This window comes from Vibrio cholerae ATCC 14035, assembly GCF_000621645.1.
GTDB classification, from domain to species: domain Bacteria; phylum Pseudomonadota; class Gammaproteobacteria; order Enterobacterales; family Vibrionaceae; genus Vibrio; species Vibrio cholerae.
Window position 1 is genome coordinate 79,420 of record NZ_KK211324.1, and the last position, 13,566, is coordinate 92,985.

The 13,566-nt window shown below is 39.2% G+C and carries 11 protein-coding genes; all 11 read right to left on the minus strand.

Translation table 11 applies throughout. The annotated features are described in order from the left end of the window. Positions 1-8 precede the first annotated feature (8 nt). The 11 genes from T411_RS0118110 to T411_RS0118160 are packed head-to-tail and all read right to left on the minus strand — an operon-like array spanning position 9 to position 13,249. Positions 9-2,486: a LuxE/PaaK family acyltransferase gene (locus T411_RS0118110; RefSeq protein WP_001144972.1), complete on the minus strand. Its 2,478-nt coding sequence runs from the start codon at positions 2,484-2,486 to the stop codon at positions 9-11. Then, positions 2,477-3,601: an iron-containing alcohol dehydrogenase gene (locus T411_RS0118115; protein WP_000916246.1), complete on the minus strand. Its 1,125-nt coding sequence runs from the start codon at positions 3,599-3,601 to the stop codon at positions 2,477-2,479. Before T411_RS0118115 ends, T411_RS0118110 begins: the two co-directional genes overlap by 10 nt. 8 nt (positions 3,602-3,609) lie before the next feature. Beyond that, the gene (locus T411_RS0118120; protein ID WP_000117645.1) at positions 3,610-5,025 is read right to left on the minus strand and encodes an AMP-binding protein; all 1,416 of its coding nucleotides are present in this window, start codon (positions 5,023-5,025) and stop codon (positions 3,610-3,612) included. A 5-nt stretch (positions 5,026-5,030) separates the two neighbouring features. Then, complete coding sequence (locus T411_RS0118125) at positions 5,031-5,264, minus strand: acyl carrier protein (protein ID WP_000027964.1); 234 nt, start codon at positions 5,262-5,264, stop codon at positions 5,031-5,033. Between the two features lie 47 nt (positions 5,265-5,311). Then, a complete protein-coding gene (locus T411_RS0118130; RefSeq protein ID WP_001912177.1) occupies positions 5,312-6,064 on the minus strand; it encodes an ABC transporter ATP-binding protein in 753 nt (250 codons plus the stop codon). A 1-nt stretch (position 6,065) separates the two neighbouring features. Next, positions 6,066-6,860 (minus strand): ABC transporter permease, encoded by a 795-nt coding sequence (locus tag T411_RS0118135; RefSeq protein ID WP_001894739.1) that lies wholly within the window; start codon positions 6,858-6,860, stop codon positions 6,066-6,068. Beyond that, positions 6,832-8,214 (minus strand): glycosyltransferase, encoded by a 1,383-nt coding sequence (locus tag T411_RS0118140; protein ID WP_000136692.1) that lies wholly within the window; start codon positions 8,212-8,214, stop codon positions 6,832-6,834. Before T411_RS0118140 ends, T411_RS0118135 begins: the two co-directional genes overlap by 29 nt. A 5-nt stretch (positions 8,215-8,219) precedes the next feature. After that, positions 8,220-9,323, minus strand: coding sequence for a DegT/DnrJ/EryC1/StrS family aminotransferase (locus T411_RS0118145; protein ID WP_000613529.1), 1,104 nt, complete (start codon positions 9,321-9,323; stop codon positions 8,220-8,222). 10 nt (positions 9,324-9,333) lie between these two features. Further along, positions 9,334-10,455, minus strand: coding sequence for a GDP-mannose 4,6-dehydratase (gene gmd, locus T411_RS0118150; protein WP_001036868.1), 1,122 nt, complete (start codon positions 10,453-10,455; stop codon positions 9,334-9,336). Positions 10,456-10,457: 2 nt separating this feature from the next. Further along, positions 10,458-11,849 (minus strand): phosphohexomutase domain-containing protein, encoded by a 1,392-nt coding sequence (locus T411_RS0118155; protein WP_000661577.1) that lies wholly within the window; start codon positions 11,847-11,849, stop codon positions 10,458-10,460. A gap of 2 nt (positions 11,850-11,851) precedes the next feature. Next, entirely contained in the window at positions 11,852-13,249 is a 1,398-nt protein-coding gene (locus tag T411_RS0118160; protein ID WP_001894734.1) for a mannose-1-phosphate guanylyltransferase/mannose-6-phosphate isomerase, read from the minus strand. Positions 13,250-13,566: the final 317 nt, after the last annotated feature.

Sequence of the window (13,566 nt, forward strand, 5' to 3'; positions counted from 1 at the left end):
TTGAGAACTCACAGCGGTCCTCCTAGAGTTACCCAACGAACCATTCTATCTAGCGCTACAACCCCATCCCATGGGGAATCAAAATGGGTCATGTAGCCGACATCTGGACATCGCATCGCACCTTTTAACATTATCTCGTTAGCAAAACGAAGACGCTTTTCACCATTCATCGCCAACCCGACCGTTTGGATATCTTCATGTACACTGTCGACTACATCAAATACATTATCAACTGCTTTTACTGTAATAACACGTTGATATGTCGGCTCAACAAGCTCTATCCCTTCATCAAACAACACCGTCCAACGTAAGTGCTTGTCATGCCAATATTCGCCAATAAATGCATATTCCGCTATCTTTGAGCGAATCTTATTTGCTTGCCCAATGTCTGGTACTTGAGTTGGTAAGCGTACAAGAGCCTTATCCATTGCTGAGGCAAGCTTCTCTGCAAACTCTTTAGGTGTTATTAGACCGCCCTTCTCAACAAAAATGGTGTGCGGAGAAGCGCAAGCAAACTGATCGAACACACTAGAGTCAGTTGCAGCCCGACGAATCAACTTTCTGATTGCCTTGTCAGAGTCTAGAGCATCGCTGCCAACAACCATCATAGAAAGCTTAGGTCCAAAGAGGATATCTTGACTATTATATTTCTTTGGAAGGCCACTTACAGACTCGATTGCCTCTCGTCCCCCCCAAGCTATACGCACATCAGCATTGGCCGAAAACTTCTCTGCAATTTTAGTTTGGTGTCGATCAAAATATACAACAGCGAGAGTCCCTAATAAGTCATCACCGTGGATAGTGTAACCACCTGGGGTAGTGTAGCTAAGGCCTTTAAAAGTCGCCAATAATACTGGCAAAGCTTGCGATTCGCTTGCTGAAACTTTCAGAATGTTGGCATTTTTACTTAAAATACTCTGTACCAGCGCAAACATGCCGAGTAACGGTACGTTACCCGACAGCCAGTGAGATACGATACCTCTTGGCATTGCTTTTTGAGAGCTATGGCTAATATCTTTACGAGGTAAAAAATTATCCAAAAAAGCTCGCTGACCATTCAATGCTGAATCAAGCAGGTTTTTCAAACGATTGGGTTCACACCAATCAGCTAGGAAGTTCAATCCAGTATGTCGATAAGGGTCAAGCTCCGGCGTACTCGACCAGCTTTTGCGCGCTTCATTGATTAAACCAAGAATAGCTTCTAATGGTTGGTTAGCCAGCCATTTTTGCTTCCTCTTTAAAGAACAAAAGATTTGATCAAGCTGCTGAGATGCGGACATAGTATCATCGAGAAATATCGGTGAGTGGTAGATAGTCAACCTCTCTTCTTGTTGAGAAAGTGGCTTATACGATGGCTTTTTAGTCAATTTCTCAGACATAACATCACCACAGCCTCTTACTTCTGCTTTTTTTGCTCGTCCAATGACTTTGAATCTTTTTCCAGCTTTACCACACTCACAAAGACTTTCTTCAATCACACCAAGGTCATCTGTAAGTACAACATTCCCCGGATATGAATGCGGTAGTGGGCTTACAAACTCAAGTAAGCCTACTTTACCTGGCCCACACACTTCTAGGTTCGATTCATCACGAATAATTACGTCAGAATAGGCATGAATATGTTTCCATCCTGCTTTACAATCTGGGTAATTAAGCCCCATCTGTTCAGTGAAACCATAGATATCCACAACATCATCAGGAGAAATACCCAATACTGAGGCGATATCTCGATTAAAGGTAATTTTATCCACCTTCTCTGACTCAAGTTTTTTCCAACCACCAATATGAATAACCTGAGAACCTTTAGGCAATTGAAACGAGATCCCCTTGTCTTTAAGGGTCTTAAAAACCGTGTGATAAAGTACAAACGTGAATCCAAAAATTATGAGCGGCTCTTCACTCGCAAGTGAATTCAGATGTTCAACAAACTTTTGCTCCAGAAATTCAAGTGGAGCACTTGGGCTATCAGCATCTATAAAATACTTCGATGTTGAGGCGAAGTTTAGGTAACCTTTTACCGCCGCAATACGAGCCCCAAGGTTAGTGGCATTTGGGCTTGTCGGATCAATATCCATAATGCAAAACGGGCGACGTTTAGGCCCCAACACCTCCTGCATAACTCTTGCCATTGCTCGAGTCTGTCGACGAGCGGTTACCTTATCTAACAATATGGTACTGGGTACGCCACTGGTAGCAGAAGATTGAAGCTTCGCTTTTATCGTATCATCGCTTACCGAAGATAATTTATGTCCTATTGCTTTGAAGATGTGCACAGGTATGGGTGGAATATCTGCAACCTCACCATCAAATACCAAAGGGTCAAATTTGTTTTTTTGACAAAATTTGCGATACATCTCGTTGCATTGATAATGATGTACTAACTCTGCAAGTAAGTTCGCTTTAAATAGTGGAGATTTTTGCTCTTCTGATAATTCAAAAGGGCGAGCATCAAGTACACTGGTCAGATTTTCGTTATTTACAGGCATTGCTTCACAATCTCTTTCACATCGTTTTCTGTAAATCGAACAGGATTTGACTTAGCAGCAGGGTCAAGTAAAGCATTTTCAGCGATCGTTGTCAGCTGTTGTTCTGAAAAATGCATATCAGTTTTCTGTTCTCCTACCAATACTTCAAAAAGTTCTAATAATGCTTCTTTATTAGGTAACCCGGATTTATAGATCAATTGTTCATACTTAGTTGCAGCTGTATGTTCGCGGTAATTAAAGTTGATCACCGCAGGCATTAATAAACCGTTCGCCAATCCGTGGCCTATATTAAACGTACCTAGCTGGTGAGCAATGGCATGTGAAAGACCAACTATGCAATGATTTTGAACCCACCCTGCAAACATAGCAGCTTGTTGCAGTTCAGAAAGCATTTCGCTGCTCCAATTATCATTGGAAAATTGATGTCGATAGCGGTAGATTATTGATACCGCCTGCTCAGCAAAAGTATTCATCAAAGGGTTATCAATCAAAGAGACATAACCTTCAATGGCGTGAGAGAGAGCATCGGCCACAGTTGTTTTCAATACCTTAGGTGGAACTTCTGAAACCAAGTCAGGATCAAGGATCACTAAGTCTGGTAAAAAATCATGAGTGACAACTGCCTTTTTGCTGTTTGTAACACTATCAAGCATGACAGCAGCGGATGAAACTTCAGAGCCAGCCCCTACCGTTGTTGGTATTGCAGCAAATTTTGCGCGACCACGAAGGGATGGCAATGCAAATGGTCGATATAGAAGTTCTGATTCAAGAGTTGGGCATTCGTAGAATAACCAAGCGAGCTTAGCTCCATCAATGATAGAACCGCCGCCAAGTGCAAGAATATAGTCTGGCTTAAAATCTTCAAGCTCTCCAATAACTCCAGAAAGTTCCTCTACACTTGGTTCTCCTTGCCAAGAGCGCTCTATCACCCGGACACTTTGTGCGTTAATAAGGCGAACGACTTGTTCAAAGTACTGAGAACTCCCAAAGGAAGGGCTAATAATAAGTGCAGCTCGGTTAGCTACTAAACCTTTTAACGCCATTCGGGCATTCCTGCCATTAGCGATTTCTCGGGCGTTACGGAATACAGGTAGTGGGAAACGTAGTTTTAGCATGAATGTTCCTATTCAGAAGACAGTTTGTATCTTTGCACTTTCCCTGAAACGGTCTTTGGCAAAGCACTGACTATACTATATTTTTTAGGCCTCATATGCATCGGCAACTGGCCATTTATGGTCTCTTTTATATTTGAAATTACATTTTCGCAATCCCAACCAGATTTTACAACAATATAGGCTTGAACCACTTCACCCATATTGGCATCTGATAAAGCAGCGCATGCACATTCTTGAACACCTAGAGCTTCGGATAATACTTTCTCCACCTGATCAGGGCTTACTTTTTTGCCGCCAACGTTAATTATTTCTTTTAAGCGGCCTGTTAAAAATAGGTAGTCCCCAACAACACGGCCTAAATCACCTGTTTTAAAGTAACCTTCTACAAAACAATCTGACGTTAATTGGCTGTTCTCAAAATAGCCATCCAACATCCATGGTGCTTTAAAAACGATTTCACCCTCTTCTCCTTCAATTACTTCCGCTCCTTTATTATCGATGATCTTAAAATCAGCTCCGCGATATCTATGACCAACCGCGTTGATATCATCATTATGAAAATCAATGAAAGTTGCTCGAGACACTTCCGTTAAGCCATAGTGCATAACTACATTAGTGTTTGGAAACCACTCTGCGACCTGCTTTTTATCCTCGAAAGGGAAGTGTGCACTTCCGAACTCTATAAAATTTAGCTGTTCTGAATACTTACGTATGAGGTCTTTGGTCATTAAAGTAATATATGACCAAGCCGAAGGAACGAGACCTAGCCCTGTAACTTTGTAAAACTCTATAGCTTTGAATACCGACTTTAATTGCTTAAAAGAGCAGCCAACTACGATAGCACCACCTGCAAATAAACTAGTCCTCATTCTAGCCATAGCAAATGAGTGGCTTAGTGGCATTAACAAAAGCTCAACATCTTCATTGGTATTTTTTACATGAGATATAATGTGTTCAGTTGCTAACACTAAACTTTTATGGCTTAACAAAACTCCCTTCGGCTCACCAGTAGTACCACTCGTGAACATAATATCTGCGATCCCCCTCGCCTGAGGGGGAAATATATTATCAAATGTATAACTATCTATGTTTCTAATAAAATCCTGGCTTTTTTCAATAAATAGTTTTGGATTTACTTTATCTTCAATAAAAGACACGTAGCTTACGTCTGAGTCAGGAGCAACATTAACAAATTTAGCACCGACATAGTGAATAGAAAAATAAAGCAGTATGAAACTATAGCTATTATTAGATCTTACAAGTACAGCATCCTCAGATGTTACACCTAAGGATACTAACTTGGCAGCGGTTTTTTTTATATCCGAAGCAAGATTTTCATAACTAATTGTTCGATCATTTTCATAGACCGCTATACAATCCGGTCTTGACTCGGAATGGTTAAATATTCTCTCAACCACAGACATAATATTTACTCGTTATTAATTACAGCATCGATAATATCTTCAACATCTTCTATTTCAAGAACTTGTTCGATATCCAAAACTACTCCCAAATCCGATTCAAGAGCCGCAATTATTCTCATGTGAGCTAACGAGTCCCATTCAGGGATATCACCAACGGCAAGTTCTTTATTAATAATACCAATTTCTACTTCAAGAATTCCTGCAATAAGATTGATAATTTTTTCTTCAGAGATAGACATATAAACCATCCAATATAGTTAAAAGATTGTATTTTTTATCTAGTTGATTATTTTTTGACACTGTTTAAATAGTAGTCAATGCATGATTGTGGTGTTCCATTGAAAACAAATTCACCTTTCTCCATTACAATAGCCTGATCACAATATTGTTTAATAGCATTTAAATCATGAGAAGACAAAACAACCATTCTTGACTTCTTGATCAGACTTTCCAAACGTGATAATGCTTTCTCACGGAAAGTTTCATCACCAGCCCCAATAACTTCATCTAAAATCAATATATCCGGAGTGAAATGTGTAGAAATTGCAAAAGCCAAACGTAAGAACATACCGGTAGAATAAGTTCTGACTGGTAGATTGATAAATTCGCCGAGTTCTGAAAAAGCAACGATTTCTTCAACTGCTTGTTGCGCTTCCTTAAATGTACATCCCATAAATACTAATCTAAATTCGATATTCTTTAGACCTGTTGCATTGGGATCCATTCCAAGAGTGAAGTCAGTCAATGCTGAAATCTTTCCTTCGATAGTAACCTTTCCTGACGTTGGTGGATAAACCTGAGAAAGTAACCTAAGTAGAGTCGTTTTGCCAGCACCATTATGCCCAATAATACCCAACCTACTGCTATCTTCTAGCTTTAGATTAATATCTCTTAGTGCATGAACATACTTCATTTCTTTATCTTTTGCAGAACTAGAACCCAGTACACCACCAATTTTGCTGGATATTGTTGTTTGCAAAGAATGTGAGAAATGCCCTGGCACAGGGTAGTGCAAATTAACATTAGATAGCTCTATCATACTACACCCAAAAAATGACTTTTTTATCGAGTACTTTGTACGAGAAGTAGCTGACCATACCAATTATAAAAGTCCATGCTACTAACGAAACAAATGCTAAAGGATTAACGTCGATTCCTATTATCGGATTTCTAATTAATTCCAATAGCGAAGCAAATGGATTTATGTACACATAGTTTTGATATTGTTCGGGTAGAAAGCTTACTTTCCACATGACAGGACTTACAAAGAAAGCTAACTGCATCAAAAGCCCAATCAGCTGGATTAAGTCTCTAAATCTCGTTGAAATAACAGCACAAAAATAGCTAGCAAATAGGACGAAAAACAGACTTAAACTCAACGAAATGACAAACATAAAACTAAATTCAAAGTTTGCCGAGCTAGACCATATGACAAGCAAAAATATGGTTGGTATATTATGAAGAAGAATCAGCACGTTCCGATATATGTGAGCACCGACTGAAAGCATAAAAGGTTGCCTATCATTTAGGTATACTCGAGCATCTGCAACGAAGATTCCTGTGCTTTCGTTAATTGTTTGAGTATAAAACAAGTAAATTATGTGTCCAACACCGACATATGGTAAATAATCATCTACTCCCATTCTCCATATTAAAGACCAAATTAGCCCTATACAGAGAATTTGTACGAACATTGTGATGCTTAACCAAGTTTGTCCAAATTTAGACCGAGAGTATCTACTTCTAAGTGTAGAAACCCCCAATAGATGCACAATACGCCAATTATAAAAAACCGAAACTATATCTTTAAGCATTTTCATTCCCAAAAAATACATTTTCGTAGTTACTTGCTGATTCTTTCCAACTAATTTTCAATCTATTAATTGCATCTATATTTTGTCTCATATATTCCTCAGAGTTTATCAATTTCTCAATTTTATCAACTGTTTCTTTCGTATTTACGAAATTTGAGGATAACAAATCAACATCAAAGCCTTCTTCCGCCATTTCATTGACATGGCGACCAGTATTTATCAAAGATGGCTTTCCTACAGAAGAGGCCTCATATTGCGGATATGCGCCTAAACCACCTTCGACATTACTTGGATGCAATACAATGTCTGACATTAAATAGAGAGAGGCATGTAAATAATTATCCACACGTGTAACTTCATGGATTCTCTCATAAAGTGATGGATACCGCTCTTTTAGTTTCGTTGGAACGTTGCAAGTAAAAATAAAATCGTAGTTATCTCTTCGTAAACAAAGCTCATTGATTAGCACGAATAGCTGGTCAAAACCTTTATATGGTCGGTTTTGGGTTGATATGAGAACAATTTTTCTATTGGAAACCTTATTTTTCGTAAGGAGTCTCCATAATACAGAAAAATTCAGCTGATGATTAACTAAAGCTTCAAATGCCGCCTTCTTAGAGGCTCCTGAAAACTCGCTTTTACTCCAAACCTCTGAAAAGGAAAGATTACTTTGTTGCTTTTTAAACTCAGAATAATCTGGAGAACCATTATAGATTACATTTATCTTCGAAGATTCAATTCCCATTACTGTTTCTAAATAGTCTTTATTTGCTCTTGATTGAGTAATAATGGCACTCGCGTTAGAAAAATGCTTACTCAGTTTCTTTACAAAATATTCAGCAGTCAAAGGAAATTCTTTGTTATACTCGAAAACAAACGGGTCCCAGAATGAAACGAACTTTTCACCACCCAAAAGATGAGTATACGGGATGATTGGAGTAGGTAGCCAAACCCTACAGTTATTGCTTGAGAATCGCCCCCTTCTTTGTAGATGAGAGTAGATATATAAAGATAATAAATATTCAAGTTGGGATACATACATCCCAACCTTTCGGAAAATCGCTGGGATAATTGGCAGTTTTGCAATTACCAAATCCCATAAACTATCTTTTTCAACTTCATTTAGTGATACATATCCTATCGTTTTTTTAGTAGACTTACCCCGAAAACCTAATGTGAGAACAGATATATTAGGGTTACTTTTTTCCAGCCCCACTAACATTTCGGCATGTTTACTCGAGACTACAATTTCAATTTTACGTTCTGGCGAGATGTTTCTAACAATATTTTCAATTGTTTGAGCAATTCCCTCTCCACGCCAAGATGAATTAGGAGGTAAGGGAACCCAAACTACTAGCTTCTTTTTTTCTGTCATGATATTCAAATACAGTTGAAATAATTTTTAATACAGTTGCAAATTTCTTTTACTTGATCATCGCATAACCCTGGCCAACTGGGTAAATTAATACCTCGATGAGAGTAGCTATTTGATAACGGAAAAGCTGTCTTTTCTGCCAAATGCTCGTACATTGGCAGCGTGTGAGCAGGATAGAAAAATGGTCTAGACTCGATGTCATTATTTTCTAAGAAGGTCATCAACCCATCGCGGTGCACTTCAAACTCTTGGTCTAATATAATAGACGTCAACCAATATGAGTGGAAAGTTCCATTAGACTCTTTGTGCACTTGCATTGGTAGTCCAGCGAGTTCAGACCTATAAATTTCAGCTATATCACGCTTGCGCTTTATAATTTTATCAACTCTTTCAAGCTGAGCAACACCAATCGCAGCACATAGATTCGTCATTCTATAGTTATACGCAACTAGGTCATGCCAGTAGCGCTTCCCTGCCACTACCCCTTGGTTTTTTAAGCGTAAACATTTATCTATAATTATGTCTGAGTTTGACACAACCATACCACCCTCGCCCGATGTGATGGTTTTATTTCCAAAGAAACTAAACGTTGACACATCGCCAAATGTACCTACTTTTTTGCCATTAACAGCAGTACCTATTGCTTCTGCACAGTCTTCAATTAAATAGAGGCCGTGCTCATCACACAGATCTCTTAAAGATTGAATATCGCAAGCTTGTCCATATATGTGAACGGCCATAACTGCTTTTGTCTTTTTATTTATTTTACGTTTAACGTCCTCTACGCTCACTTGTAGAGACTCACCTTCGATTTCAGCAAAAACGGGTAACGCACCACACTGGACTATGGTATTAACCGAGGCAACATAAGTGAATGTTGGTACAATCACTTCATCGCCTTGAGTTATTCCCAACGCGCTCATTGCCAAATGTAGCGCAACTGTTCCATTAGATACTGTTGTGGCGTGCTTTACTTTTAAAAACTCCGCAAACTCAGTTTCGAAGCGATCAATATATTTCCCCCTTGAGGATACCCAACCGGAATCAATGCAATCGTTTAGATATTTACGCTCATTTCCATCCAAACTTGGTTCGTATACAGGAATCATTTAAAGGACCTCACTCTACAGATACATTTACGTTATAGCCATGTTTTTTCAATAGTGCATGACTTTGAGCTTGTTCTAAATCAGAAGCTACCATTTCAGAAACCATCTGTTGTAAAGTAATTTCTGGCACCCATCCAAGCTCCTTCTTAGCTAGGCTAGGATCACCTAACAGCGTTTCTACCTCTGCGGGTCTAAAATATGCAGGATCCACAGCTACAATAATGTCACCAACCTTGATTGCAGGAGCTTTCGTTCCAATAACTGACTTCACTACAGCTTTTTCATCTACACCCTTACCGACAAATTCTAACTCAATGCCTAGTTCTCGTGCTGACATATCAATAAACTCTCTTACGCTATACTGTACACCTGTAGCAATAACAAAATCTCTAGGTTCATCTTGCTGTAACATCATCCATTGCATCTTAACGTAATCTTTAGCATGCCCCCAATCTCGAAGAGCGTCCAAATTTCCCATAAAAAGGCATTTTTCTAACCCTTGCGCAATGTTTGCCATCCCCCGAGTTATTTTGCGAGTTACAAAAGTTTCTCCTCGTCTAGGGGATTCGTGGTTAAAAAGTATGCCATTACACGCGTATATTCCGTACGATTCTCTATAATTAATTGTTATCCAATACGCATACATCTTTGCCACAGCATAAGGGCTTCTAGGATAAAAAGGGGTAGTTTCTTTCTGAGGTATTTCTTGTACTAAGCCATAAAGCTCTGAAGTTGAGGCTTGATAAAACTTAGTTTTTTTCGTCAAACCTAAAAATCTGATTGCTTCTAGTAGCCTTAAAGTTCCAATAGCATCTACGTCCGCTGTATATTCCGGTGACTGGAAACTAACCGCCACATGGGACTGCGCGCCCAAGTTATAGACTTCATCTGGCTGTACTTCCGCTAATATACGAGTCAAGTTAGAGGAATCCGTAAGGTCTCCGTAATGTAGTTTGAAATTTACATCTTCCTCATGTGGGTCTTTGTAAAGATGATCAACACGTTGTGTATTGAATAAAGATGAACGTCTTTTAATTCCATGTACTTCATACCCTTTTTCTAGCAAAAACTCCGCTAGATAAGAACCATCTTGTCCAGTAATGCCTGTGATTAACGCAACTTTTTTATTCATTGTTAAATATCCAATTTCTTAATTAATTTAGTAAGCTCTTCAACTTTATCATTCATCAACGCGATATTTTGTTTAGATTCCACATTCAATCTTAATAAGGGCTCAGTATTTGAATCTCTAAGATTAAAACGCCATCCTTCAAATTCAAGAGAGATACCATCAATGGCAGAGAAATGTATAGAATTCTCGTAATAATGTAAATAAACTTGCTCCATTATTAGCTTTGCCTGCTTGACCTTAAAATTAATTTCACCGCTACATGGAAACAAAAATCTTTTTGCAGATATCAGCTTAGATAAGCTAATATCCGGGGCTAAGGAAAGTAACTCTGTAATCAGAAGCCACGGAATCATCCCCGAATCACAGTAACCGAAATCACGGAAGTAGTGATGGGCACTCATTTCACCACCGTAGATAGCATCTTCTTTGCGCATACGCTCTTTTATAAATGCATGCCCTGTTTTAGACATTACAGGCACGCCACCCGACTTAGTCACCACATCAATGGTGTTCCAGCTTAAGCGTGGATCATGAATAATTTTGGCACCTTGCTCTTTCTGTAAAAACGCTTCTGCCAATAAACCTACGATGTAGTAACCTTCAATAAAATCGCCATTTTCATCAAACAAAAAGCAGCGATCAAAGTCACCATCAAAGGCAATGCCCATATCAGCCTTGTGCTCCTTTACTGCGTTTGCGGTATCAGCACGGCATTCAGGTAACAATGGGTTAGGAATACCATTCGGGAAGTTACCATCTTCTTCATGATGCACTTTGATAATTTCTAGCGGGATACTCAATTCAATAAATCGTTTTTCCAACTCATCAATCACGTGGCCTGCAGCTCCGTTACCTGAATTGATGACCAACTTCATTGGTTTAATTTTCGCGGGTGTAATATAAGATATTAAGTGATCTACATATTCTGGAAGTAAAGAAACCTTTTTGTAGTTACCTTTAACTTCAACGTCCATAAATTCATTCTTTTCAGCCAAAGCTTGAATTTCTCGTAAACCAGTATCACCACTAATGGGTTTTGAACCTTCACGAACCAGCTTCATACCATTGTAATCCATTGGGTTATGACTTGCGGTAACTTCAATACCACCATCAACACCAAGGTAGAAGGTTGCAAAATAGATCTCTTCGGTACCAGTAACGCCAATATCAATAACGTTAATACCTGCATCCATTAAGCCATTAGCTAGTGCTTGTTTAAGCGCTTCGCTGGTTAAACGAACATCACCACCTACCACAACTGTTTTATCTGCGTCATTTTCGCTTTTTAAAAACTGCCCATACGAGCGACCAATTCTGTAGGCAATTTCATTATCAAGCTCACTCCCTAATTGTCCGCGAATATCGTAGGCTTTAAAACAAGTTAACTCTTTCACTCTTATTTATCCTCGAAACGTACTACATCATCTTCGTTTAGGTATGAACCGGATTGAATTTCAATAAGCTCTAGCGGGATCTTACCTGGGTTTTCTATCATATGATTTGTACCAATAGGGATATACAAGGACTGGTTTTCCGTGATTACTTTAACATTACCTTCACAAGTTACCTTGGCAGTACCAGAGACCACTACCCAGTGCTCTGCTCGGTGGTAATGCATCTGCAATGATTGCTTTTTACCAGGCTCAACCGTAATACGGTTTACTTTGTAACGCTCGCCTTTATCAATCGCATCAGATTTACCCCAAGGGCGATAACGTTCCCTGTGTTCTCGATATTCAGCTCGGTTTTCTGCCTTCAAATGTTCAACTATCTTCTTGACTTCTTGTACTTGGTTTTTGTCTGCAACTAACACGGCATCTTTAGTTTCCACCACAACAATATCTTTCAAGCCAACCGCAGCAACCAGTTTATTTGGGGCGTAGATATAACAATTAGAGGTGCCACTTAAAATGGCATCACCTTGGCATACGTTACCGTCTGCATCTTTATCAGATACTTCCCATAATGCAGACCAAGAACCTACATCACTCCATCCGGCATCCATAGATACTACCACACCTAGTTTAGTGTGCTCCATAACGGCATAGTCGATTGAATCATCAGGACATTTAAGGAACTCTTCTACACCGACACGAATAAAATCGTAATCGTGAGAAAGGCCTTGCATTGCAAGTTCACATTGGCGATAGATCTCTGGAGAATGTTGCTTCAACTCATTTAAGAACACGGAAGCTTTAAACATAAAACAACCACTGTTCCAGTAATATTCACCACTGGCTAAATACTGCTCAGCAATATTTAACTGTGGCTTTTCAACAAATGAGTTAATTTCATAAGTGCCTTGTGTAACCTCTTCACCCCGGTGAATATAACCATAACCTGTTTCAGGAGTGGTGGGAACGATACCAAAAGTAGCAAGTTTACCAGCCTCTGCCTGTTGAGCTGCTTGTGAAATAGCAGCCTGAAATGCACTTTTATTTTTTACAAAATGATCGGCAGCCAATACTAGCAATACGGGGTCATCCTCCTGTTCGATTGCCGTAAATGCTGCTAAGGCGATCGCAGGTGCAGTGTTCCTTCCTGCTGGTTCTAAGATAATGCGAGACTTTTTGCCATAACGACGAATTTGTTCCGCAACGATAAAACGATGATCTTCATTCGAAATAACAATGGGTTCAGCAATAGGTAGCCCCTGTAAACGCTCAATAGTGGCTTGTAGCATAGTATGCTGACTACTGCTATCTAAGGATAAGAATTGTTTTGGAAAAGCCGAACGTGAAAGGGGCCAAAGCCTAGAGCCGGAGCCACCAGCCATAATTACAGGTATAAACATCTTTCTCTCACAACAATTAGTTTTATGATTTTATTTGTTCTCAAACCTAGATTAGAGCATTGTTGAAAAGCTGATAAACCATTGATAGAAATGGAAATACTTAGCCAACAAAATAATCTATAGATACGTTAGGAGCATTAAGCAACACAGGTTATTGATAATATAGTGGTAGTTTATAGCCATCTTAATTATCAATAACAACTTATGCTATTGGGTCCGACAGAGTGAAGAACATCAGAGTCCTGCTGTTATCATTCAAGTATGCTACCGCCCTTGGGTCTCGCTCCCAATAGCGTTCTGTAGGATCTCTTTTGCAA